Source organism: Massilia sp. Soil_C_3 (assembly GCF_057657035.1).
On record NZ_JBDGJG010000001.1, the window covers coordinates 115,050 to 136,780 of the forward strand.

The following is a 21,731-nucleotide window of genomic DNA, read 5'->3' on the forward strand; positions in this document are numbered from 1 at the left end:
GGGTTTGCGTGCGGCCCAAGCCGGCGCAAAGCGTGGATAATGCAAGCATGGACTCCGTCACCCAAGAAAAGCTCTTGATCCTGATGCGCGAAGGGCGCAGCCGGGCCGAATCCACCGACTGGTTCCGCGTCGCGCTGGGCCTGGTCTACCTGGCTGGCCTGATGACCAAGGAGGCGATCGACTTCAAGACGGTCGACCGCGAGTTCAACCGCTTCATCTACCACACGCTGGGCAAGGGCCACACCATCACCAGCGTGCTGCAGTTCATGAGCGGCGCCAGGGTAATGCCGACGGTGGAGTCGGCGCGCTTCTTGGACGCCTTCAAGCGCCATTGCCCGGGCGTGCCGCTGGTGTCGGTGCCGTTCCTGATGGAGCTGAACCTGGGCGTGGCCAAGAACATTTCGGGGCTCGAGCCCGAGGGGCCGCTGGCCGGGTGGATCGCGCGTAAAAAGAAGGAGCAGGAGGCGCCAAAGGCAGAGGCGGGCTCTGGACCGCATGCCGAAGACTTATAATGAGCGCTTCAGCGACCAGAACATCGAGCACACCATGATTGCGAACCGTTTCATCAGCCCCCTGGACCAACTGATCGTCGGCGTCGACAAGGCCTTGCGCGTCGTCGGCGGCGTGGCGGCGATGTCGCGCCCGAACCCGGGCGCGCATGCCATCGACAGCGAATTGAGCGACGCCGAGCGCCGCCACGCCGCGGGCCTGATGCGGGTGAACCACGTGGGCGAGGTATGCGCGCAGGCGCTCTACGATTCGCAGGCCAGCTTCGCCCATACGCAAGAGGTGCGCGCCCAGTTCGAGCACGCCGCGCGCGAGGAAGAAGACCACCTGGCCTGGTGTGCGCAGCGCCTGAGCGAGCTCGGATCGCAACCGAGCGTATTGAATCCCCTGTGGTATGCGGGCGCCTACGTGATGGGCAGCGTGGCCGCGCGGATCGGCGATCCGATCAGCCTGGGCTTCGTGGTCGAGACCGAGCGCCAGGTCGAGGCGCACCTGAACAGCCACCTCGAGCTGCTGCCGGCGCAAGACGCCAAGTCACGCGCCATCGTCGACCAGATGCGCATCGACGAGATCGCGCACGCCGACGCGGCGCAGGCTGCGGGCGCAGCCTCGCTGCCCTTGCCGGTCAAGGTGGCGATGCGGGCGATGGCGAAGGTGATGACTACGACTGCTTATCGGATTTGATCCGCTGCCGCGACGCGCATTTCGACCCGCGCCTTATGCACGTCATTCCCGCGGAGGCGGGAATCCAAGTCCGACGCGCTGCCACCGACTTTTGACGGTCCTGGCCTGCCAGCACACTTAGGTTCCCGCCTTCGCGGGAACGACGGTCTTGGGGCCAACGAGATCGTCGAGCGGGATCAGACCTCGACGATCTCGAACGAATGCGTCATCTCGGCCGTCTTGGCCAGCATGATCGACGCCGAGCAGTATTTTTCGTGCGACAGCCTGACCGCGCGTTCCACCGCCGTCGGTTTCAGCCCGTGGCCAGTCACCGTGAAGTGGAAGTTAATCTTGGTGAACACCTTGGGATCGGTGTCGGCGCGTTCGGCCTGCAGGGTCACGTCGCAGCCGCGCACGTCTTCGCGGCTGCGCTTGAGGATCAGGACCACGTCGTAGGCGCTGCAGCCGCCGGTGCCCACCAGGACCATCTCCATCGGGCGCGGCGCCAGGTTATGGCCGCCGCCGTCCGGCGCGCCGTCCATGGCCACCATGTGGCCGCTGCCGGTCTCGGCCCGGAAACTCATGCCCGACGGGCCGTTCCAGCTGACTTTCACTTCCATGCGATTCTCCGTGTTGCTGATGGTCGATAAGAGCGTCGATTGTACGGCAGCCGCCGCCCTTGCGTGCGGGGCGGCCGCCGTTTCTCAGACTCCCCGCATCAAACACCCCGCATCAAACACCCCGCATCAAACACCCAACACGTACTTCTCGCTCTTCATGCGCCAGCTCGCGAAGGCGACGATCAGCAGCGCCGGGACCAGCGAACACAGGAAGGTCAGCACGAAGGGCAGGGCGCCGATGTCGCCGCTCTTGGCCAGTTCCTTGATCAGGGTCTGGTTCGACAGCATCGGCAGCAGGTACATCCACTGCGCCGTCTTGAGCTCCATGAACGAGACCACGAAGCCCGGAAGCAGCGGCAGGATCATCACCAGGCTGACCGTGGTCTGGGCTTCCTTGAACGTCTTGGCATTCATCGCCATGGCGATGTAGAGGGCGGAAGACAGCAGCGCCAGCGGCAGCGTGGCCAGGCAGACCAGCAGCAGCTCGCCCCAGCCGAGGTTCCACGACATGCCGATTTCTTCCAGCGGCAGCCATCTCAGGATCGCGTGGCCCAGCATCAGCACCACGGTGACGCCCAGCATGGCCAGCACGCTGGAGGCGAGCCACTTGCCGCTCACCAGCTCCCAGCTGTGCGCCGGCTGCGCCATGAGCACTTCCAGCGAGCGCCGTTCGCGTTCGCCGGCGGTGCTGTCGACCGCCGACGACATGTTCAGGAGGAAGGCCGGGAAGAACAGGAAGCCGATCAGGCCGCCGATCATCATGGCCGAGCGCGAGGCATTGGTGCCGGTGTCGTAGCGTTGCAGCTGGATCGGCGCCAGCGTGGCCGGGGACACGCCGTGCGCCAGCAGGCGCGCGCTGGCGATATTGCTGCCGTAGGCCTGCAGGATATCTTCGAGCTCGCGCCGTTGCGGGCCGCTCTCGGCCGACGAGTCGAACCACAGCTCGATGCGCGCGGGCCGCATCGACTGGTAGTTGTCGACGAAGTCGTCCGACAGGCGCAGCACGGCCGCGATCTTCTTGCCGTGCAAAAGTTCGCCGATCGCTTCCTCGGTCATGGGTCCGGAGTCGTTGATCGTCACGCTGCGCTCGCGCAGCTGGGCGATCAGGGTCGGTGCCCTGGCGCCGCCGATCACGGTCAGGTGGACGCCTTCGCGTTCGGTGCGGGTGCTCTTGTCGATCAGCTGGTGCAGCGTGAAGCCGAGGATCGCCGGATAGAACAGCACCGCCAGCACCAGGAAGCCGAAGGTGCGCCGGTCGCGCAGCGTCTCGCGCAGCTCTTTCAGGAATACGACCTTGAGTTTGGACTTCATGCGATACCTTCCTCGGTGCCCACCAGGCTGACGAAGGCGTCTTCCAGGTCGGCGATGCCGGTGCGCCGGCACAGTTCTTGTGGCGAGCCCTGGGCCACGGTATGGCCCTTGGCGATGACGATCACGTCCTCGCACAGGTGGATCACTTCCTGCATCACGTGGGTGGCCATGATGACGCAGCAGCCATCCTCGCGCAGGGCGTTCAGCGCGGTGCGCAGCGCGCGCGTGCTCATCACGTCCAGGCCGCGGCTCGGTTCATCGAGCAGCAGGTGGCGCGGGCGGTGCAGCAGGGTGCGCGCCAGCGCCACCTTGATGCGCTGGCCCTGCGAGAAGCCCTTGGTCTGGCGCTCGAGGATGTCGTCCATCCCGAGCAGGTCCGACACTTCGCCGACGCGGGTGCGCAGCGCGGCGCCGTCCATGCCGTTCAATTCGCCGAAATAGTTCAGGTATTCGCGCGTGGTGAGGCGCTCGTACAGTCCGAACTGGTCGGTCAGGAAACCGATATTGCGGCGCACCGCCATCGGGTCCTTCTCGGGGTCGACGCCGCCGATCGAGATGGCGCCGTGGTCGCGTTTGAGCAGCCCGACCAGGGTGCGCAGCAGGGTGGTCTTGCCGGCTCCGTTGGGGCCCAGCAGCGCGGTGATCTGGCCGTCGCGCGCGGTGAAGGAAACGCCGCCCAGCGCCTGGACGGCGCCGAACTGCTTGCGTACATCGTGGACTTCGATCATGGAGTTTCCGAATTCAGGGTTGCGGCCCGGCGTTGCCGAGCTGGAAGGTGGGGGCCGGCACCTCGGCCATGCAGGCGGCGTCGAGCTTGTCTTGCGGCCGGTCGAGGAAGGCGCGCAGCAGGCGCGGCGCGCAGCCGAGCTGCGACACGCCGTGGCCGGCATTGGCCACCACGACGTGCTGAGCCCGGGCCATCGACTTCGCGGCCGTCGCGGCGCGGTGCGGCGGCGTGACCGGATCGAGGGCGCCCGACAGCAGCAGGGTCGGCGCCTCGATGCGCGATGGCGCTACGTATGGCACCGCGGGCACCCTGATGTCCTGGCACAGTTTCGGGATCATCTCGGCCAGCGGGCGCGCCAGCACGGCGGCGTCGGCTTTCATCAGCTCGGGCGAGAAGCGCGGCACGTCTTCGGCGCACACCACGGCGAAGTGCAGCAGCATCGACATGCTGGCGTCGTTGCCGAAGTCGCCGACCAGGTTCTGGCGCGCGACGAAAGGCTCCCAGCGCCCGCGGCTGGCGCTATGGATCAAAAAGGGCAGGCGGCGCGCATCGGCCGGCGCATACAGGATGTTGTGCACGGTGCCGAGGAAGCGCTGCGAACTCATGGTGAACTCGGTCGGCTCGGCGGTGCGCGGATTGGGCAGCGACAGGTGGACCTCCCCGGCCTCGACCTTCTGCACCAGCGCATCGAATTCGGCGCGCAGTTTCGGATACGCCTTGTTGCAGGCAGCGTCTTTGGTGCAGGCGGCGAACAGGCCGTCGAGCGCGGCCTGGCCGTCACGGCCGCCGGCCGGAATCACTTGGTCGGGCGCGGCCACGCCGTCCAGCACCAGGCTGCGCACGCTGTCCGGATAGGCGCGCGCATAGGCCTGGCCCAGGCGGGTGCCGTAGGAGCCGCCCCACAGGTTCACCTGGCGGTAGCCCAGCGCGCGCCGCACCTGCTCCAGGTCGCGCGCGGCGTTGGCCGTGGTGTAGGCGGCCAGTGGCTGCCTGTTGTTGGCGATGCAGGCGCGCAGCTCGGCCATCAGCTCGTCGTCCGTCATGCGCTCGTGTTCGGGCTTGCTTTCGCAATCGAGCTTGCCCGAGCGGCCGGTGCCGCGCTGGTCGATGAAGACGATGTCGCGGGTGGCGCGCACGCGGTCGAAGGCGAGCTTGACTAGGGGCAGCACGTCGCTGCCGGCCTGGCCGGGGCCGCCGGCCAGCACGAATAGCGGGTCGCTGCGCGTGCCCTGGCGGTAGGCCGGGGCGACGGTCACGTGCAGTTTCAGTGGCGCGCCTTGCGGCTTGGCATAGTCGAGCGGGACATCGACGCTGACGCAGCGCAGCGCTTCGACCACGCCGGGCAGGTGGCAGCTGCGTTCGGTCTTCGACGGCGCCGGCGTGCTGGCGGCAGGCTGGGCGCTGGCAAGGCTCGTCGCCCCCAGGAGTGGCAGGAACAATATGGCGGGCAGAATCTTGGATCTCTTCACAGCATCTCCTCAGGTTGCAACGATGATAAGTTCGCGTTGTTTCTCCGGTCAACCGATTGTTTCAACGATGCATCAAGGTATGCGCTTCGGGTAGCGGTGCTTGCGCAAGCTGCGGGCTGCGCTTGCTCGACGTGGATGGGGATTGACGGCAAGGAGGTAATGGCGTTATGATTGCCGGCTTTCCGTTTGCTCAGGAAAGACAATAAGGACGAGTCCGCTGAAGCATTTGTGCGGAACCACCATTTGAGCAATTTTTTCTTTTGGAATAAACATGAAAACTTTTTCCGCTAAGGGCCATGAAGTCCAGCGCGACTGGTTTGTCATCGACGCGACGGACCTGGTCCTCGGACGTGTTGCCAGCGAAGTGGCACTCCGACTGCGCGGCAAGCACAAGCCAGAGTTCACCCCGCACGTTGACACCGGCGACTTCATCGTCGTGATCAACGCCGGCAAACTGCGCGTGACCGGCACCAAGGCCACCGCAAAGACGTACTACCGTCACTCGGGCTACCCGGGCGGTATCTACGAAACCAACTTCCTGAAAATGCAACAGCGTTTCCCAGGTCGCGCACTCGAGAAAGCTGTCAAGGGCATGCTGCCTAAGGGCCCACTCGGCTACGCCATGATCAAGAAGCTGAAAGTGTACGCGGAAGGTTCGCACCCGCACGCTGCTCAGCAACCACAAGCACTGACCCTCTAAGGAACTGACATGATCGGTAACTACAACTACGGCACCGGCCGTCGCAAGAGTGCAGTCGCTCGCGTGTTCATCAAAGCTGGCACCGGCCAGATCATCGTGAACGGTAAACCGGCATCGGAATACTTCTCGCGTGAAACCGGCCTGATGGTGATCCGTCAGCCGCTGGAACTGACCGGCAACGTCGAACGTTTCGACATCAAGGTCAACGTGCACGGCGGTGGCGAATCGGGCCAGGCTGGCGCCGTCCGTCACGGCATCACCCGCGCTCTGATCGACTACGACGCAGCACTGAAGGGCGACCTGGCACGTGCCGGTTTCGTCACCCGTGACGCCCGTGAAGTCGAGCGTAAGAAAGTTGGTCTGCGCAAAGCACGTCGCGCAAAGCAATTCTCGAAGCGTTAATCGTCTTCCTCAGTGCCTTCGGGCACTGGTTCAGAAAAGCCGTCCGCCGCAAGGTTGGGCGGCTTTTTTGCTTTGGGGATAGATACAGCACCCGGCTACACAGACTGTTAAAATGCAGCCTCGTCCTAACAGGGGCCTTTTTACCATTATTGAAGGAAAAGACATGATTAAAGTTGGCATCGTCGGCGGAACCGGATACACGGGCGTGGAATTGCTGCGGCTGTTGGCCGTTCATCCGGATGTGCAACTGACCGCGATCACTTCGCGCAAGGAAGACGGCCTGCCGGTGGCCGATATGTTTCCTTCGCTGCGCGGCCGCGTCGATATCGCCTTCTCGAGCCCGGACAAGGCCGACCTCAAGCAGTGCGACGTGGTGTTCTTCGCCACCCCGCACGGCGTGGCGATGGCCCAGGCGCCCGAACTGCTGGCGGCCGGCGTCAAGGTGATCGACCTGGCGGCGGACTTCCGCATCAAGGACCGCGCCGTCTTCGAAAAATGGTACAAGATCGAGCACACCGCGCCCGAGCTGCTGGATGAAGCGGTTTATGGCCTGCCGGAACTGAACCGCGACGCCATCAAGGGCGCGCGCCTGATCGCCAACCCGGGCTGCTACCCGACCACGATGCAGCTGGGCTACTATCCGCTGCTGAAAGCCGGCCTGATCGATGCCGGCAGCCTGATCGCCGACTGCAAGTCGGGCGTTTCCGGCGCCGGCCGCAAGGCCGAGATCGGCACGCTGTTCTCGGAGTCGAGCGACAACTTCAAGGCCTATGGCGTGCAAGGTCACCGCCACACGCCGGAGACCTCGGCCCAGCTGGCGCGCTACACCGACCAGAAGGTCGGCCTGATCTTCACCCCGCACCTGGTGCCGATGATCCGCGGCATGCACGCGACCCTGTATGCGCGCCTGACGCAAGAGATCGACAACGCCGCCCTGCAGGCGCTGTTCGAAGAGCAGTATAAAGACAGCGAATTCGTCGACGTCATGCCGTTCGGCTCGCATCCAGAGACGCGCTCGACCCGCGGCTCGAACATGCTGCGCCTGGCGCTGCATCGTCCGGAAGGCACGGACACCGTGGTGATCCTGGTGGTGCAGGACAATCTGGTCAAGGGCGCCTCGGGCCAGGCCGTGCAGTGCATGAACCTGATGTTCGGCCTGGAAGAGTCGAAGGGCCTGCAGCAGATCGCGCTGTTGCCATAATCGTCACCCTTGATCTGCGACCCGACGCAGATCAAAGCGACGACCTTTGAGCCGGGTAAATTGACTGTTGGACACGTTCAATCCAACGGTCACTATCCTCAGAGGTGCGTCATGTTCGGTCGACAAGTGAAAAGCGAGATAGACAGCCTGGTCGGTATCTCGGCCCGCATCGAGGGTGACCTGTGTTTCACCGGCGGGCTGCGTATCGACGGTGAAGTCCATGGCAATGTGGTGGCGGTGGATGGCGCCGACAGCATGCTGATCGTGTCGGAGCACGCGCGCATCGAAGGCGAGGTGCGCTGCGCCAGCCTGGTGGTCAATGGCTATATTGCCGGGGCTGTTTATTCGTCGGAACTCCTTGAATTACAGCCGAAAGGCCGCATTAATGGGGATGTACATTACCGTTTGCTCGAGATGCATGGCGGGGCGTTGGTAACAGGTAAATTAACGCACCAACCCGCCAGCGAGCCGGTGTTTCATCTAGCCGACGCTGTGGAAGGCTCGGCAGCATGACTTCCGCCAACCGTCTATAATGGACGGTGTTTGATTTATTCAGGAGCTTTCCCATGACCGCAGTCGCCGAAGTAGTAGATTTCGACACGATTCCCGTACCAATCAACTTCACCGACAGCGCGGCTCAGAAAGTTGCTCAGCTGATCGAAGAAGAAGGCAACCCCGACCTGAAACTGCGCGTCTTCGTGCAGGGCGGTGGCTGCTCGGGCTTCCAATATGGTTTCACCTTCGACGAGATCGTCAATGAAGACGATACGACGATGGAAAAGGCAGGCGTCCAGCTGCTGATCGACTCGATGAGCTACCAGTACCTGGTCGGCGCCGAGATCGACTACAAGGACGACCTGGAAGGCGCCCAGTTCGTGATCAAGAACCCGAACGCCACCTCGACCTGCGGCTGCGGTTCGTCGTTCTCGGCGTAATCGTTGCCCGCTCATCCAGGCCACGGTCTGGATCATCGACGGCCCGCTTGTGCGGGCCGTTTGTATTTACCGTGTGTGCTGTCGGCCCACGGTGGTAGCATGACGATTTTTTAAGACAGAGGTAGCAATGACCGTATTCGCCATGCCCGTATTCGACGCCACCGTCATCTACGAGGGCAAGGAACTGTTCAAGGGACAGGGAGCCGCCAAGGGCTGGGCCGAGAAGCTCGCCCGGGAGATCGAGAGCGAGGTCACGGTGGAAAAAATCGGCACCGGCTGGGTGCTGTGCGGCACGGTCGATGGCGTGCCGTGCCAGTGGGCCATCCTCGGCCAGCGGCTCAAGCGTCTAGACTGACGCTCCAAACTATCAATCCAACAACAAGGTAAGTAATGGACAAGACCAACCTCGCGAAATACGATGCAAAGAAGCTGATGAACAAGATGGGCCCCAAAGGCGCCGTCATCGGCAAGGCGGGGGATGCGCCCGCGGCGGATCGCCGCGAACAACGCGAACGCGACCGCGCGCTGGGCCTGGTGCCGTTCGCGGTCAAGCTCAATGGCGACCTGGTCAAGCAGTTGCAGGCGCAAAGCAAGGAACAAGGCGTCGACCTCAACGAACTGGTGGCGCAGTTGCTGCAAAAAGGCCTGGCCGCCTGAACTTCAGGCCGGGTACAACGCCCCCAGGATGCGCGGGCCGCGCGCGCCGGTGACCGCCGGTAGGTTGCCCGCCTCGCGGTTCACGAAACGCCAGCCCAGCCAGGCGAAGGCCAGCGCCTCGACCCGGTTCGGCGCCACGCCCAGTTCGGCCGTCGAGGCCACTTTCACGCCGCCGAGTTCGGCGCCAATGGCGCGCAGCAGCGCGCCGTTATACGCGCCGCCACCACAGACATAGACCGCGTCCGGCGTCACGCCCTCGTCGCGGATTGCGCGCGCGATCGTCACCGCAGTAAATTGCACCAGGGTCGCCTGCACGTCGGCCGGCGCGAGCTTTCCGAAGGTCGAAAGCTTTGCATCGAGCCATGGAGCGTGGAACAGATCGCGTCCCGTGCTCTTGGGCGCCGGCTGGCGGAAGTACGGTTCGTCGAGCAGGGCGTCCAGCAGCGGCTGCTGGACCGTGCCGGTGGCGCCCCAGGCGCCATCCTCGTCATACGCGCGGCCCTGGTGACGCGCGATCCACAGGTCGAGCAAGACATTGCCTGGACCGGTATCGAAACCGGTCACGCGGCCGTCACCGTGCAGCACGCTGATATTGCCGATGCCGCCGATATTGACCACCACGCGCGCGGTGCCCGGCTTGCCGAAGGCGGCCTCGTGAAAGGCCGGTACCAGCGGCGCGCCCTGGCCGCCGGCGGCGACGTCGCGGCTGCGGAAGTCGGCGATCACGTCGATGCCGGTCAGCTCGGCGAGCAAGGCCGGGTTATTGGTCTGGCGCGTAAAACCCAGTTCCGGGCGGTGGCGGATGGTCTGGCCGTGAACGGCCACCGCGGTCACCGGCGCCGGGCAGGATGGCAGCAGTGAGCGCACGCAGTCGGCATAGACCAGGGCCAGTGCGTTGGCGGCCAGCGCTTCGCGCTCCAGTTCGTTGTGGCTGGCGGCTTGCAGCGCCATCAGTTCGCTGCGCAGTTCGGCGGGGAAGGGGGTGAAGGCGGCCGACAGGGTCTGGATGGCGCCGTTCGAGAAATCGGCCAGCACGCCATCGACGCCGTCGAGGCTGGTGCCGGACATCAGGCCGATGTAGAGAGAGTGAGTGTCGGTCATGGTGTTCTCAACGCATACAAAAGAAAACGCCCTCCGGCATCGCAATGCGAGGAGGGCGTTCTATATAGAGCGGCGCGGCTTAGCGGGCTGCCATCGACGAGCCGCTTGGCGCCATCAGCGAGAAGCGGTGGTTCATCTCGGCGGCCGCCATGCGGAAGCGTGCCAGTTCGGCCTGGTTCAGCGGTTGCTGGGCCAGCGACTTGAACTTGTTCGGATCCTTGGCCACGCCTGCAACGCGGAATTCATAGTGCAGGTGAGGGCCGGTCGACCAGCCGGTCGAGCCGACGTAGCCGATCACCTGGCCCTGGCTGATCTTGCTGCCCTTGCGCATGCCCGGTGCGATGCGGCTCATGTGGGCGTAGGCGGTGCTGTAGTTCGACCAGTGCTTCAGGACGACCATATTGCCGTAGCCATTACCGTTGCCCGCGAAGTCGACGGTGGCGTCGGCCACGGCGCGGATCGGGGTGCCGGTGGCGGCGGCGAAGTCGACGCCTTTATGCGCCTTGAACTTGCCCGAGATCGGGTGCACACGCATCGAGAAGCCCGACGAGACGCGCGAGTATTGCAGTGGCGACTTGAGGAAGGCTTTCTTGAGCGACTTGCCGTCCAGCGAGTAGTAACCACCCTGCTTGGAGACCGGATCTTCGTACCAGACCGACTGGTAGCTGGTGCCGCGGTTGACGAATTCGCCAGCCAGGATGCGACCGGTCTTGATCAGTTCGCCGTCGAGCCAGAAGGTCTCGTACACGACATTGAAACGGTCGCCGCGTTTGACGTCGCTACGGAAGTCGATATTGGTCGAGAACATCTCGATGATCTGGCCAACGACCGAATCCGGGATGCTGCCGCCGTCGACATTGGCGTCGGTGGCTGCGTACAGCGAGCTGGCGATCTCGCGCGAGCGCATTTCGACGCGGCGTTCGAGCTTGGCCGGCGTCTCGAGGGCGACGAATTCCTCGCCCTTGCGCTCGACGCTGATCGTACGTGCTTCGCCGCTCTTGCCGTCGGTGACGGTGGCGCGCATCGACAGCAGCAGGCCGTTTTCGTCGGTCTCGGCCTGGATGCGCTTGCCGGTCTGGAGCGACAGCAGGCGCTTGGCGAGTTTGTCCGAACGAACGAACTTTTGCGCTTGCGCGTCTTCGATGCCGAGGCGGGTGAAGAGCGAGCCGAGCGAATCGCCGCGGCGGATGCGTTCTTCGTGGATGAATTGCTGCTCGTCTTGCTGGAGCGCGGCGATCTGGTCGGCCAGGTTCGGCAGTTCCAGGTCTTGCGCAACAGAGGTGACGGGCAGGTCGGAGGGATCGGGAGCGATCGGTGCAACGCCCACGGCGCCAAAGGCGCACACGCTCAGGAAGACAGCGCCGGCGCTCAGGACGCGGGCTTTGCGGGTCTTCGGCAGCAGCGCTAGCAGGCTTTTACCAGTGATTTTCTGTATAGGGTTCATGCAATCAGTTAAAATTTGCGGCTGAACTTTCAAGGACCATGTTCTGACGTTTCCGAAAAAGTTTTCTCTAGGAAACTAAAACAGGATCGTGAATTATACCAAAAGATATGGTCCTACAACCGTTTTAGCCAATTTCCTACACGAATTTATGACCTCTAACGCAGCCTTTAATGGTAGTGCGGCAACTTCCATTAAACCTTTGCCACTGACTGACAAGGTTCTTGAGTCTCTTGCCATTGCCAAACGTGGCGTCGATGAACTCCTGATCGAAAGCGACTTCGCCCAAAAGCTGGCGCGCTCCGAACAAACCGGCAAGCCGCTGCGCATCAAGCTGGGCCTGGATCCAACGGCGCCGGACCTGCACCTCGGCCATACAGTGGTGCTGAACAAGTTGCGTCAATTGCAAGACCTGGGCCACCAGGTGATCTTCCTGATCGGCGACTTTACGTCGATGATTGGCGACCCGTCGGGCCGCAACGCCACCCGCCCGCCGCTGACCCGCGAGCAGGTCGAGGAAAACGCGATGACGTATTTCCGCCAGGCGTCGCTGGTGCTGGACGCCAGCCGCACGGAAATCCGTTACAACTCCGAATGGTGCGACCCATTGGGCGCGCGCGGCATGATCCAGCTCGCCTCGCGCTATACCGTGGCCCGCATGATGGAGCGCGACGACTTTACCAAGCGCTACAAGAGTGGGACTCCGATCGCTGTGCATGAGTTCCTGTATCCGCTCATGCAGGGCTACGATTCGGTCGCTTTGCAATCAGACCTTGAGCTGGGTGGAACGGACCAGAAATTCAACTTGCTGGTTGGCCGCGAGCTGCAGAAGGACTACGGCCAGGAGCCGCAGTGCATCCTGACCATGCCGCTGCTGGAAGGCCTGGACGGCGTCGACAAGATGTCCAAGTCCAAGAACAACTATATTGGTATCACCGAAGCTCCAAACAGCATGTTCGGCAAGCTGATGAGCATCTCGGACGAGATGATGTGGAAGTATTTCAACCTGCTGTCCTTCCGCTCGCTCGACGACATCGCCCAGTTGAAGGCGACGATCGATGGCGGCGCCAACCCGCGCGATGCGAAAGTGGCACTGGGCAAAGAAATCGTCACACGCTTCCACTCGGCCGCGGCGGCCGACGACGCGCTGGCCGACTTCGTCAACCGCTCCAAGGGCGGCATCCCGGACGACGTGCCCGAGGTATCGCTGTCCGGCGCGCCGCTGGGCCTGCCGCAGCTGCTGAAGGCCGCCGGCCTGTGCGCCTCGACCTCGGAAGCCATGCGCATGGTCGACCAGGGCGGTGTGCGCATCGACGGCGCCGTGGTCAGCGACAAGGGCCTGCAAGTGGCTGCCGGCACCGTCGTGGTGCAAGTCGGCAAGCGCAAGTTCGCCCGCGTGACCCTGGCCGCCGGGGCGCCGGACCGATGATCGGCCTGCTGCAACGCGTGAGCGAAGCGGCGGTGCGCGTCGACGGCCAGACCGTCGGCGCCATCGGCCCCGGCCTGATGGTGCTGGTATGCGCCGAAAAAGGCGATACCGAGCGTGAGGCCGACCTGCTGCTGACCAAGCTGCTGGGCTACCGCGTGTTTTCCGACGAGGCCGGCAAGATGAACCGCAGCGTGACTGACGTCAAGGGCGGCTTGCTGCTGGTGCCGCAATTCACCCTGGCGGCGGACACGAAATCGGGCACGCGCCCCTCGTTCTCGCCAGCCGCCGCGCCGGAAGACGGACGGCGGCTGTTCGAGCATGTCGTGCGCCAGGCGCGGGAACGGCATGGCATTGTCGAGACCGGCGTATTTGGCGCTGACATGAAAGTATCGCTCATCAACGATGGCCCGGTCACATTCTGGCTGCGTATTGATCCCGTCGGGGCGGCGCGCTGAAACCCGCGCCTGGCGCCGCGGTCAAATTGAGTAGCAGGGTTAGTAGCCACGGAGGTCACATGCGAATCTGGAGCGACTCATTCACCGACGGGGCCGACATCCCCGCCGCCTGCGCGTTCGCGGTCAGCGATCCGGCTACCCACGTCAAGCTGTCGAGCAACCGCAACCCCCATATCGCCTGGGACGACGTGCCGGCCGGCACGCAGTCGCTGGTGCTGATCTGCCACGATCCCGACGTGCCGTCCGAAGGCGGCGACGTCAACAAGGAAGGCCGCACCGTACCGGCAACCTTGCCGCGCGTGGATTTCTTCCACTGGACGCTGGCCGACATCCCGGTCTGCCTCAAGTCGCTGGCCGAAGGCATGTTTTCCGACATGGTCACGCCGCATGGCAAGCCCGGCCCCGAGGTCGCCTTCACCGTCAAGAACGGCACCGAACACGCGCTGCGCCACGGGGTCAACGACTACACCGGCTGGTTCGCGGGCGACCCCGACATGGCGGGCGAATTCTATGGCTATGATGGCCCGTGCCCACCCTGGAACGACGAGCGCGTACATCATTATGTGTTTACGCTGTATGCGCTCGACATCCCCCGCCTGCCGCTGGAGGGGCGCTTCTCGGGCTCCGAGGCGCGCCTGGCGATCCAGGGTCATATCCTCGACGAGGCGCGCATTTTCGGCACGTATTCGCTCAATCCCCAGGTCGCAGCCGACCTTTTAAAATAATCAATCATCTGATTTTTCACCGCCCCGAGGTTCTGGGGCAAGGACCTCATGACATTGAACGACGCGCCTGCGGGCACGACCACGATCCTCCTGATCCGCCACGGCGAAACGGCCTGGAATGCCGAACGCCGGCTGCAGGGCCATCTCGATATCGCACTTAATGCCGAAGGCGAGCGCCAGGCCGCGGCGCTGGGTGCGGCGCTGGCCGGCGAACAGATCGACCTGGTCATTTCCAGCGACCTGGCGCGCGCGCGGCAGACGGCCGAGGCGGTCCAGCGCGCCCGTGGCGCGGCCGATGCCGGCCGTGTCCAACTGGATATCCAACTGCGCGAACGCTGCTATGGCGGCTTCGAAGGCTTGTTGTACAGCGAGATCGCGGCCCGCTTCCCGCTCGAGTTCGCCGCATGGCAGGCGCGCAATGTCGATGCGGTCCTGCCGCCAGGTAAGAACCAGGGAGAGACCTTCCGCAGTTTCTTCGAACGGGCCACGAAGGCGATCCTGGGCCACGCTGCCCGCCATCCCGGCCAGACCCTGGCGCTGGTGGCGCACGGCGGTGTACTCGAGTGCGCCTACCGGGCAGCCCTCGGCCTGCCGCTGGAAACGCCGCGCGACTTCAAGGTGCACAACGCCAGCATAAACCGTTTCGTCGTCGAGCAGGGCAAGCTGAAGCTCGTCAGCTGGGGCGAAATTGAGCACCTGCGCCAGGTGGCGTTGGACGACCTACCCTAATAGCCAGGCGCATAAATCAGGCGTCACAACGCCTGTTTCTCCCTCCTGCCAATATCGCACGCGCAACAATCAATGTAAATTTGCTGATAATTTGAGCAGCGCTTGGGGTAAAATAGCAGGTTCCCAAGAAACTTCTGAGTTTTTCTGCTGTGCAAATCGGTCCCTATCACCTGCGTAATAACGTCTTTGTCGCCCCCATGGCCGGAGTGACGGACCGTCCGTTCCGGCAGCTGTGCAAGCAGCTCGGCGCGGGCTATGCGGTGTCCGAAATGGCGGCGTCGAACCCGCGCCTGTGGGCCAGCGAGAAGACCTCGCGCCGCATCGACCACGCGGGCGAGATGGAGCCGAAGGCGGTGCAGATCGCCGGCGCCGATCCTAAAGACCTCGCCGATTGCGCGAAGTTCAACGTCGAGCGCGGCGCCCAGATCATCGATATCAATATGGGTTGCCCGGTCAAGAAGGTATGCAATAGCTGGTGCGGTTCGGCCCTGTTGCAGCACGAAGACCTGGTCGAGCGCATCCTGCACGCCGTGGTCGAGGCGGTCGACGTGCCGGTCACGCTGAAGTTCCGCACCGGTTGGGATCGCCAGAACAGGAATGCGCTGCGCATCGCGCGCCTGGCCGAGCAGGCCGGCATCCAGATGCTGACCCTGCACGGCCGCACCCGCGCCGACGGCTACAAGGGCGAGGCCGAATACGACACCATCCGCGCCGTGAAGCAGGCGGTGAGCATCCCGCTGGTGGCCAATGGCGACATCACGACGCCCGAGAAGGCGAAGTTCGTGCTCGACTACACCGGCGCCGATGCGGTGATGATCGGCCGCGCGGCCCAGGGCCGTCCATGGATTTGCCGCGAGATCGACCACTACCTGCGCACCGGTGAACACCTGCCGGCGCCGCTGGTGGACGAGGTGCGCGAATTGATGAACGAGCACTTGCCGGCCCATTACGCCTTCTATGGCGAATACGTCGGCGTGCGCACCGCGCGCAAGCATATCGGCTGGTATGTACAAGACCTGCCAGGCGGCGAGGAATTCCGGCAGCGCATGAACCTGCTGGAATCAACGGCCGAGCAACTGGCGGCGGTCGATGACTTTTTCAAATCGCAGCACAGGCATGGCGAGCGGTTACAATACCGCCCCGCGCATCCTGACCTCGACGCGATCGCGGCATAGGCAAGTCCGGCAACAAGCAGCAAACCAGAACAAGAACACGGGGACGCGCTTCGCGAGAGCGGAGCAATCATTAAACCAGGATGAAGCAGCAGAAGACATGAGCAAAGAAAGTATCCAGGAAGTCGTCCAGAAGAGTCTCGAAGACTATTTCAACGATCTGGGCGAACAAAAGCCGACCAACATCTACGACATGATGGTGTTGACCGTCGAAAAGCCCGTCCTCGAAGTCGTCATGTCGCGCGCCGACGGCAACCAGTCGCACGCCGCGCAGATGCTGGGCATTAACCGGAACACTTTGCGCAAGAAACTGCAGGAGCACGGGCTGCTCTAAGCGTGACCCACGTGGCCGCGCACCTAGCGCGCGGCCACGGCCGGATCCCCGATCCGCCTGCCCGCCGCCAGGAATTCTCAACCATAGGCCACACCATGATCAAACAAGCTCTCATTTCCGTATCCGACAAGACCGGCGTGCTCGATTTCGCACGTGCGCTCTCGGCGCTCGGCGTCAATATCCTGTCCACCGGCGGCACCGCCAAGCTGCTGCAGGATAACGGCGTGCCGGTGACCGAAGTCGCCGACTACACCGGTTTCCCGGAAATGCTGGATGGCCGCGTCAAGACCCTGCACCCGAAAGTGCACGGCGGCATCCTGGCGCGTCGTGACTTCCCCGAGCACGTCGCCAAGCTGGAAGAGCACGGCATTCCGCAGATCGACATGGTGGTGGTCAACCTGTACCCGTTCCAACAGACCGTTGCCAAACAAGAGTGCTCGCTGGAAGATGCGATCGAGAACATCGACATCGGCGGCCCGACCATGCTGCGTTCGGCGGCCAAGAACCACCGCGACGTGGTCGTGATCGTCGACCCGGCCGACTATGGCGTCGTGCTGGCCGAAATGAAAGGCCAGGGCGAAGCCACCGGCCCGGTCAGCTATGAAACCAAATTCCGCCTGGCCAAGAAAGTGTTCGCGCACACCGCCCAATACGACGGTGCGATCACCAACTACCTGACCAGCCTGGGCGAAGACCGCGCGCACGCGACCCGCTCGAGCTTCCCGCAAACGCTGAACATGGGCTTCGAAAAAGTCCAGGACATGCGCTACGGCGAGAACCCGCACCAGGGCGCGGCCTTCTACCGCGACCTGATCACGATCGACGGCGCGCTGGCCAACTACACCCAGCTGCAGGGCAAGGAACTGTCGTACAACAATATCGCCGATGCCGATGCGGCCTGGGAATGCGTCAAGTCGCTGGGCGGCATGCAGCAGCCGGCCGGCTGCGTGATCGTCAAGCACGCCAACCCGTGCGGCGTGGCGATCGGCTTTGACGCCCTGGACGCCTACTCGCGCGCGCTGCAGACCGACCCGACCTCGGCCTTCGGCGGCATCATCGCCTTCAACGTCGAAGTCGACGGCAAGGCGGCCGAAGCATTGTCGAAGCTGTTCGTTGAAGTGCTGATCGCGCCGTCGTTCACGGCGGAAGCGCGCCAGATCATGGCGGCCAAGCAGAACGTGCGCCTGCTCGAGATCGCCCTGGGCGCCGGCCAGAACGCCTATGACGTCAAGCGCGTCGGCGGCGGCCTGCTGGTGCAGTCGCCGGATGCGAAAAACGTCGGCCTGGGCGACCTGCGCGTGGTCACCAAGAAGCAGCCGACCCCGCAACAACTGCAAGACATGATGTTCGCCTGGCGTGTGGCCAAGTTCGTGAAATCGAACGCGATCGTGTTCTGCGCCAATGGCATGACCCTGGGCGTCGGCGCCGGCCAGATGAGCCGCATCGATTCGGCCCGCATCGCCTCGATCAAGGCCCAGAACGCCGGCCTGTCGCTGGCCGGCTCGGCCGTGGCGTCGGACGCCTTCTTCCCGTTCCGCGACGGCCTGGATGTGGTGGTCGATGCGGGCGCGACCTGCGTCATCCACCCGGGCGGCTCGATGCGCGACCAGGAAGTGATCGACGCCGCCGACGAGCGCGGCGTGGTGATGCTGTACACGGGCACCCGTCACTTCCGTCACTGATCCGGTGACACCATCGGGCAGGTGGAATTTGCCGGCCCGATGCGATCCAACCGTGGTGAACTGTGTTTTTGCACAGTATTTTTCCCACGAACACCCCCAGCCGGGGTAACATTCCATCATGATTATTCTCGGCATCGACCCGGGCCTGCGCACGACGGGGTTCGGCGTCATTGAAAAACACGGCGCCAGGCTGCGCTACATCGCTTCGGGCACCATCAAGACCGGGCTGGAGGGCGCTTTGCCGCCGCGGCTCAAGGTCATCCTGCACGGCGTGAGCGAAATCATTGCCACCTACCGGCCCGCCTGTTCCGCCATCGAAAAAGTCTTCGTCAACGTCAATCCGCAATCGACGCTGCTGCTGGGCCAGGCCCGCGGGGCGGCGATCACGGCCCTGGTCAGCGCCGACCTCGACGTGGCCGAATACACGGCGGTGCAGGTCAAGCAGGCCGTGGTCGGCACCGGCAAGGCGGCCAAGCCGCAGGTGCAGGACATGGTCGCGCGCCTGCTCAAGCTGCCGGGCCTGCCTGGCACCGATGCTGCGGACGCCCTGGGCGTCGCCATCTGCCACGCCCACAGCATCGACACCTTGTCGCTGCTCAATGGCTTGTCGCCTGCCGGGCAGGCGCTGCGCATGAAGAACAGCCGCCTCGTTTCATAAAACATGTAAGGAAAACCGATGATCGGTCGCCTCTCTGGAACCCTGCTCGAAAAAGCGCCGCCGCACGTGCTGGTCGATTGCAATGGCGTCGGCTACGAAGTCGACGTGCCGATGAGCACCTTTTATAACTTGCCGCATACCGGCGAAAAAGTCGTGCTGTTCACCCACCTGGTGGTGCGCGAGGATGCGCACCTGCTGTTCGGCTTCGGCGCGGCTTCCGAACGCGCGCTGTTTCGCCAGCTGATCAAGATCACCGGCATCGGCGCGCGCATGGCGCTGGCGATCCTGTCCGGCATGACGGTGGCCGAGCTGTCGCAGGCCGTCACCCTGCAGGAAACCGGCCGCCTGGTAAAGGTGCCGGGCATCGGCAAGAAGACGGCCGAACGCCTGCTGCTCGAACTGAAGGGCAAGCTCGGCGCCGACATCGGCATGGTCGCGGGCGCTGCCCGGGACGACGCGCAGGTGGACGTGCTCAACGCGCTGGCCGCGCTGGGGTATTCTGACAAGGAAGCGCTCCTCGCGATCAAGAACATGCCGGCCGGATCGAGCGTGTCGGACGGCATCAAGTTCGCGCTGAAGGCGCTGTCCAAAGGCTAATGTAGAAAACACGTCATGAGCATCCAGACCGACAGCTTTACCGAACAGCGCGTGATCGACGCCGCGCCGGCCTCGCCCAACGAAGAGGCGATCGAACGCGCCTTGCGTCCCAAGCAGCTGGACGAATACGTTGGCCAGGTAAAGATCCGCGACCAGCTCGAGATCTTCATTCAAGCAGCGCGCAAGCGGCGCGAAGCGCTCGACCACACGCTGCTGTTCGGCCCACCGGGCCTGGGCAAGACCACGCTGGCCCACATCATCGCGCGCGAGATGGGCGTCAACCTGCGCCAGACCTCGGGTCCGGTGCTCGAGCGTCCCGGCGACCTGGCGGCGCTGCTCACCAACCTCGAACCGAACGACGTGCTGTTCATCGACGAGATCCACCGCCTGTCGCCGGTGGTCGAAGAGATCCTGTACCCGGCGCTCGAGGACTACCAGATCGACATCATGATCGGCGAGGGTCCGGCCGCGCGTTCGGTCAAGCTCGACCTGCAGCCGTTCACCCTGGTCGGCGCCACCACCCGCGCCGGCATGCTGACCAATCCGCTGCGCGACCGCTTCGGCATCGTGGCGCGCCTGGAGTTCTACAACGTCGAGGAGCTGACCAGGATCGTGCTGCGCAGCGCGGCGCTGCTCGGCGCGCCGATCGACGAGGACGGCGCGCGCGAAGTGGCCAAGCGCGCACGCGGCACGCCGCGTATCGCCAACCGCCTGCTGCGCCGCGTGCGCGACTACGCGGAAGTGAAGGGCAATGGCGAGATCGTGGCCGACATCGCCGACCGCGCCCTCAAGATGCTCGACGTCGACAGCGTCGGCTTCGACGTCATGGACCGCAAGCTGCTGGAGGCGGTGCTGTTCAAGTTCGCCGGCGGCCCGGTCGGCATCGGCAACCTGGCGGCGGCGATCGGCGAGGCCGCCGATACCATCGAGGACGTGCTGGAACCCTATCTGATCCAGCAGGGCTACCTGCAGCGCACCCCGCGCGGACGCATCGCCACGCCGCTGGCCTACCAGCACTTCGGCGTCAGCGCGCCGCGCATCAGCCCGACGGGCGATTTGTGGGACAGCCTGCCGCCCGGTTGAATCGCGTTCAGGCCCCCGGCGCGGGATGACGGCGTCGCCGCTGCAACAGCGCGGTGAGGGAAGGGACCGGGCGGTAGACGAGCGTCGGGTACAGCAGCATGCTCAAGCCGATGACGGCGCCGGCCAGCCACAGTACTGCGGGCGAGCTGCCGCGCCACAGCAGGGCAGCGCTGGCGAGCGTCGGCACGCCCAGCAGGATCGCCGCCGCCGTGCGCAGCAGGGCCGAGCGGCGCAGGCGCTGGCCTGCCATCCCGACCATGATGAAACCGCTCGACGCCAGCACCACGCAGGCCAGCGCCGCGCTGGCCCGGGCTGTATCCGGCGGCATGCCACCGGCGCGTATCAGTATGGCGGGTGAGATCAGCACCAGCACGCCGGCCACCAGGCTGGCGAGTCGAAGAAAGATCATGGCAAATCCTTGTTGAGTGAAAAGACGGCAAAGGCCGGATTCTTGGATAGCCATACGAAAAACGTCCTGCCGGTCCGGCAGTGAAACCAAGATAGCACACAGGGAAAAATACTTGTCGTAATTGTTTCCTCGTGCGCAACGGTTTCTTTACATCTACCGGGCGCCGCTCACATGCTGTTTCCGCGCGCATGCACGGCGATCCGCGCCGCATCGCGCGGGCGGCAGTCCGAACAGGCGCGCGTACTCGCGGCTGAACTGGGTCGCGCTTTCATAACCGACCTCGAAGGCGGCGCCCGTCACGCTGGCGCCATGCGCCATCATCAGCATGCGCGCCTGCATCAGGCGCACGCGTTTCTGGTATTGGAGGGGGCTCAGGGCGGTGGCGGCCTTGAAATGGCGGTGGAAGGACGATGGACTCATCGCCGCCTTCTCGGCCAGCGTCTCGACCCGCAGGGAGCTGGCGAACTCGCGCCGGATCCACGCGATCGCGCGCTGGACCCGCGCCAGTGCGCTGTCCGGCATGGCGATCGCGCGCAGCATGGCGCCATGCGGTCCCTGCAGCACCCGGTACAGGATCTCGCGTTCATACGCCGGCGCCAGCGCCGCGATGTCCTGCGGCTGGCGCTCAACCAGAGCGCGGCCGAGGGCGCAAGTGGTTGGCAGGAATAGGCAAGAATCTGGCAGGGATCCGCATCTCACGGGCAGCGCCATGACATTTGTCAGC

Annotated in this window: 27 protein-coding genes; 19 read left to right on the plus strand and 8 right to left on the minus strand. The window is 64.2% G+C overall.

Features of this window, described 5'->3' with window-relative positions:
- The first annotated feature begins 47 nt into the window (after positions 1-47).
- The gene (locus AC3A6F_RS00460; protein WP_487677954.1) at positions 48-512 is read left to right on the plus strand and encodes a hypothetical protein; all 465 of its coding nucleotides are present in this window, start codon (positions 48-50) and stop codon (positions 510-512) included.
- Between the two features lie 34 nt (positions 513-546).
- The gene (gene coq7, locus AC3A6F_RS00465; protein ID WP_487678471.1) at positions 547-1,191 is read left to right on the plus strand and encodes a 2-polyprenyl-3-methyl-6-methoxy-1,4-benzoquinone monooxygenase; all 645 of its coding nucleotides are present in this window, start codon (positions 547-549) and stop codon (positions 1,189-1,191) included.
- A gap of 176 nt (positions 1,192-1,367) precedes the next feature.
- Here the strand turns inward: coq7 and AC3A6F_RS00470 are convergent, their stop codons facing one another.
- The 4 genes from AC3A6F_RS00470 to AC3A6F_RS00485 all read right to left on the minus strand — a co-directional run bounded on the left by AC3A6F_RS00470 (position 1,368) and on the right by AC3A6F_RS00485 (position 5,297).
- Positions 1,368-1,790: an OsmC family protein gene (locus tag AC3A6F_RS00470; protein WP_487677956.1), complete on the minus strand. Its 423-nt coding sequence runs from the start codon at positions 1,788-1,790 to the stop codon at positions 1,368-1,370.
- Between the two features lie 126 nt (positions 1,791-1,916).
- Positions 1,917-3,101, minus strand: coding sequence for an ABC transporter permease (locus tag AC3A6F_RS00475; protein WP_487677957.1), 1,185 nt, complete (start codon positions 3,099-3,101; stop codon positions 1,917-1,919).
- Positions 3,098-3,829 (minus strand): ABC transporter ATP-binding protein, encoded by a 732-nt coding sequence (locus AC3A6F_RS00480; RefSeq protein ID WP_123069982.1) that lies wholly within the window; start codon positions 3,827-3,829, stop codon positions 3,098-3,100. The genes AC3A6F_RS00475 and AC3A6F_RS00480 overlap by 4 nt, the downstream gene beginning before the upstream one ends.
- A gap of 13 nt (positions 3,830-3,842) precedes the next feature.
- Complete coding sequence (locus AC3A6F_RS00485; RefSeq protein WP_487677960.1) at positions 3,843-5,297, minus strand: alpha/beta fold hydrolase; 1,455 nt, start codon at positions 5,295-5,297, stop codon at positions 3,843-3,845.
- A gap of 271 nt (positions 5,298-5,568) precedes the next feature.
- Here AC3A6F_RS00485 and rplM point away from each other — a divergent pair, with 271 nt between their 5' ends.
- From rplM to AC3A6F_RS00520, 7 genes are all read left to right on the plus strand, one after another.
- The gene (gene rplM, locus AC3A6F_RS00490; protein ID WP_123069984.1) at positions 5,569-5,997 is read left to right on the plus strand and encodes a 50S ribosomal protein L13; all 429 of its coding nucleotides are present in this window, start codon (positions 5,569-5,571) and stop codon (positions 5,995-5,997) included.
- 9 nt (positions 5,998-6,006) lie between these two features.
- Complete coding sequence (rpsI, locus tag AC3A6F_RS00495) at positions 6,007-6,399, plus strand: 30S ribosomal protein S9 (protein ID WP_123069985.1); 393 nt, start codon at positions 6,007-6,009, stop codon at positions 6,397-6,399.
- Between the two features lie 163 nt (positions 6,400-6,562).
- Complete coding sequence (argC, locus tag AC3A6F_RS00500; RefSeq protein WP_123069986.1) at positions 6,563-7,600, plus strand: N-acetyl-gamma-glutamyl-phosphate reductase; 1,038 nt, start codon at positions 6,563-6,565, stop codon at positions 7,598-7,600.
- A gap of 111 nt (positions 7,601-7,711) precedes the next feature.
- A complete protein-coding gene (locus tag AC3A6F_RS00505; RefSeq protein ID WP_005667909.1) occupies positions 7,712-8,113 on the plus strand; it encodes a bactofilin family protein in 402 nt (133 codons plus the stop codon).
- 53 nt (positions 8,114-8,166) lie between these two features.
- Positions 8,167-8,535, plus strand: coding sequence for an iron-sulfur cluster insertion protein ErpA (erpA, locus tag AC3A6F_RS00510; RefSeq protein ID WP_109345080.1), 369 nt, complete (start codon positions 8,167-8,169; stop codon positions 8,533-8,535).
- Between the two features lie 127 nt (positions 8,536-8,662).
- Positions 8,663-8,890 carry a hypothetical protein gene (locus AC3A6F_RS00515; RefSeq protein WP_147937347.1) on the plus strand — a complete coding sequence of 76 codons (228 nt, stop codon included), beginning with the start codon at positions 8,663-8,665 and terminating at the stop codon, positions 8,888-8,890.
- Positions 8,891-8,925: 35 nt separating this feature from the next.
- Complete coding sequence (locus AC3A6F_RS00520) at positions 8,926-9,192, plus strand: hypothetical protein (protein WP_487677964.1); 267 nt, start codon at positions 8,926-8,928, stop codon at positions 9,190-9,192.
- A 3-nt stretch (positions 9,193-9,195) separates the two neighbouring features.
- Here AC3A6F_RS00520 and AC3A6F_RS00525 read toward each other — a convergent pair whose 3' ends face one another.
- Both AC3A6F_RS00525 and AC3A6F_RS00530 read right to left on the minus strand, forming a co-directional pair.
- On the minus strand, positions 9,196-10,293 hold the full coding sequence (locus tag AC3A6F_RS00525) for an anhydro-N-acetylmuramic acid kinase (RefSeq protein WP_487677966.1): 1,098 nt from the start codon (positions 10,291-10,293) through the stop codon (positions 9,196-9,198).
- Positions 10,294-10,372: 79 nt separating this feature from the next.
- On the minus strand, positions 10,373-11,737 hold the full coding sequence (locus tag AC3A6F_RS00530) for a peptidoglycan DD-metalloendopeptidase family protein (RefSeq protein WP_487677968.1): 1,365 nt from the start codon (positions 11,735-11,737) through the stop codon (positions 10,373-10,375).
- A 148-nt stretch (positions 11,738-11,885) separates the two neighbouring features.
- Here AC3A6F_RS00530 and tyrS point away from each other — a divergent pair, with 148 nt between their 5' ends.
- From tyrS to ruvB, 10 genes are all read left to right on the plus strand, one after another.
- Complete coding sequence (gene tyrS, locus AC3A6F_RS00535) at positions 11,886-13,163, plus strand: tyrosine--tRNA ligase (RefSeq protein ID WP_487677970.1); 1,278 nt, start codon at positions 11,886-11,888, stop codon at positions 13,161-13,163.
- Positions 13,160-13,618, plus strand: coding sequence for a D-aminoacyl-tRNA deacylase (gene dtd, locus AC3A6F_RS00540; RefSeq protein ID WP_487677972.1), 459 nt, complete (start codon positions 13,160-13,162; stop codon positions 13,616-13,618). Before tyrS ends, dtd begins: the two co-directional genes overlap by 4 nt.
- 59 nt (positions 13,619-13,677) lie before the next feature.
- Positions 13,678-14,343 carry a YbhB/YbcL family Raf kinase inhibitor-like protein gene (locus AC3A6F_RS00545; RefSeq protein ID WP_487677974.1) on the plus strand — a complete coding sequence of 222 codons (666 nt, stop codon included), beginning with the start codon at positions 13,678-13,680 and terminating at the stop codon, positions 14,341-14,343.
- Positions 14,344-14,391: 48 nt separating this feature from the next.
- Positions 14,392-15,072: a histidine phosphatase family protein gene (locus AC3A6F_RS00550; RefSeq protein WP_487677976.1), complete on the plus strand. Its 681-nt coding sequence runs from the start codon at positions 14,392-14,394 to the stop codon at positions 15,070-15,072.
- Between the two features lie 149 nt (positions 15,073-15,221).
- Positions 15,222-16,247, plus strand: a complete 1,026-nt coding sequence (dusB, locus tag AC3A6F_RS00555; RefSeq protein WP_320476218.1) for a tRNA dihydrouridine synthase DusB — start codon at positions 15,222-15,224, stop codon at positions 16,245-16,247.
- A 97-nt stretch (positions 16,248-16,344) separates the two neighbouring features.
- A complete protein-coding gene (locus AC3A6F_RS00560) occupies positions 16,345-16,578 on the plus strand; it encodes a helix-turn-helix domain-containing protein (RefSeq protein WP_005667930.1) in 234 nt (77 codons plus the stop codon).
- A gap of 95 nt (positions 16,579-16,673) precedes the next feature.
- Positions 16,674-18,260, plus strand: coding sequence for a bifunctional phosphoribosylaminoimidazolecarboxamide formyltransferase/IMP cyclohydrolase (purH, locus tag AC3A6F_RS00565; protein WP_487677979.1), 1,587 nt, complete (start codon positions 16,674-16,676; stop codon positions 18,258-18,260).
- Positions 18,261-18,378: 118 nt separating this feature from the next.
- Complete coding sequence (gene ruvC / locus AC3A6F_RS00570; protein WP_208276979.1) at positions 18,379-18,918, plus strand: crossover junction endodeoxyribonuclease RuvC; 540 nt, start codon at positions 18,379-18,381, stop codon at positions 18,916-18,918.
- Between the two features lie 18 nt (positions 18,919-18,936).
- The gene (gene ruvA, locus AC3A6F_RS00575) at positions 18,937-19,515 is read left to right on the plus strand and encodes a Holliday junction branch migration protein RuvA (protein ID WP_147937357.1); all 579 of its coding nucleotides are present in this window, start codon (positions 18,937-18,939) and stop codon (positions 19,513-19,515) included.
- Positions 19,516-19,530: 15 nt separating this feature from the next.
- Positions 19,531-20,598, plus strand: coding sequence for a Holliday junction branch migration DNA helicase RuvB (gene ruvB, locus AC3A6F_RS00580; RefSeq protein ID WP_487677981.1), 1,068 nt, complete (start codon positions 19,531-19,533; stop codon positions 20,596-20,598).
- Positions 20,599-20,605: 7 nt separating this feature from the next.
- On the opposite strand, the gene AC3A6F_RS00585 is transcribed toward ruvB, so the two are convergent.
- Positions 20,606-21,007, minus strand: coding sequence for a hypothetical protein (locus AC3A6F_RS00585; RefSeq protein WP_487677983.1), 402 nt, complete (start codon positions 21,005-21,007; stop codon positions 20,606-20,608).
- Positions 21,008-21,160: 153 nt separating this feature from the next.
- Positions 21,161-21,706, minus strand: coding sequence for a helix-turn-helix domain-containing protein (locus AC3A6F_RS00590; RefSeq protein WP_487677985.1), 546 nt, complete (start codon positions 21,704-21,706; stop codon positions 21,161-21,163).
- Positions 21,707-21,731: the final 25 nt, after the last annotated feature.

Bases quoted from the DNA above. Each gene is read 5' to 3' on its own strand.
- AC3A6F_RS00460 (WP_487677954.1), top strand. From the start codon at position 48: ATGGACTCCGTCACCCAAGAAAAGCTCTTGATCCTGATGCGCGAAGGG.
- coq7 (WP_487678471.1), top strand. From the start codon at position 547: ATGATTGCGAACCGTTTCATCAGCCCCCTGGACCAACTGATCGTCGGC.
- AC3A6F_RS00470 (WP_487677956.1), bottom strand. From the start codon at position 1,790: ATGGAAGTGAAAGTCAGCTGGAACGGCCCGTCGGGCATGAGTTTCCGG.
- AC3A6F_RS00475 (WP_487677957.1), bottom strand. From the start codon at position 3,101: ATGAAGTCCAAACTCAAGGTCGTATTCCTGAAAGAGCTGCGCGAGACG.
- AC3A6F_RS00480 (WP_123069982.1), bottom strand. From the start codon at position 3,829: ATGATCGAAGTCCACGATGTACGCAAGCAGTTCGGCGCCGTCCAGGCG.
- rplM (WP_123069984.1), top strand. From the start codon at position 5,569: ATGAAAACTTTTTCCGCTAAGGGCCATGAAGTCCAGCGCGACTGGTTT.
- rpsI (WP_123069985.1), top strand. From the start codon at position 6,007: ATGATCGGTAACTACAACTACGGCACCGGCCGTCGCAAGAGTGCAGTC.
- argC (WP_123069986.1), top strand. From the start codon at position 6,563: ATGATTAAAGTTGGCATCGTCGGCGGAACCGGATACACGGGCGTGGAA.
- AC3A6F_RS00505 (WP_005667909.1), top strand. From the start codon at position 7,712: ATGTTCGGTCGACAAGTGAAAAGCGAGATAGACAGCCTGGTCGGTATC.
- erpA (WP_109345080.1), top strand. From the start codon at position 8,167: ATGACCGCAGTCGCCGAAGTAGTAGATTTCGACACGATTCCCGTACCA.
- AC3A6F_RS00515 (WP_147937347.1), top strand. From the start codon at position 8,663: ATGACCGTATTCGCCATGCCCGTATTCGACGCCACCGTCATCTACGAG.
- AC3A6F_RS00520 (WP_487677964.1), top strand. From the start codon at position 8,926: ATGGACAAGACCAACCTCGCGAAATACGATGCAAAGAAGCTGATGAAC.
- AC3A6F_RS00525 (WP_487677966.1), bottom strand. From the start codon at position 10,293: ATGACCGACACTCACTCTCTCTACATCGGCCTGATGTCCGGCACCAGC.
- AC3A6F_RS00530 (WP_487677968.1), bottom strand. From the start codon at position 11,737: ATGAACCCTATACAGAAAATCACTGGTAAAAGCCTGCTAGCGCTGCTG.
- tyrS (WP_487677970.1), top strand. From the start codon at position 11,886: ATGACCTCTAACGCAGCCTTTAATGGTAGTGCGGCAACTTCCATTAAA.
- dtd (WP_487677972.1), top strand. From the start codon at position 13,160: ATGATCGGCCTGCTGCAACGCGTGAGCGAAGCGGCGGTGCGCGTCGAC.
- AC3A6F_RS00545 (WP_487677974.1), top strand. From the start codon at position 13,678: ATGCGAATCTGGAGCGACTCATTCACCGACGGGGCCGACATCCCCGCC.
- AC3A6F_RS00550 (WP_487677976.1), top strand. From the start codon at position 14,392: ATGACATTGAACGACGCGCCTGCGGGCACGACCACGATCCTCCTGATC.
- AC3A6F_RS00560 (WP_005667930.1), top strand. From the start codon at position 16,345: ATGAGCAAAGAAAGTATCCAGGAAGTCGTCCAGAAGAGTCTCGAAGAC.
- purH (WP_487677979.1), top strand. From the start codon at position 16,674: ATGATCAAACAAGCTCTCATTTCCGTATCCGACAAGACCGGCGTGCTC.
- ruvC (WP_208276979.1), top strand. From the start codon at position 18,379: ATGATTATTCTCGGCATCGACCCGGGCCTGCGCACGACGGGGTTCGGC.
- ruvA (WP_147937357.1), top strand. From the start codon at position 18,937: ATGATCGGTCGCCTCTCTGGAACCCTGCTCGAAAAAGCGCCGCCGCAC.
- ruvB (WP_487677981.1), top strand. From the start codon at position 19,531: ATGAGCATCCAGACCGACAGCTTTACCGAACAGCGCGTGATCGACGCC.
- AC3A6F_RS00585 (WP_487677983.1), bottom strand. From the start codon at position 21,007: ATGATCTTTCTTCGACTCGCCAGCCTGGTGGCCGGCGTGCTGGTGCTG.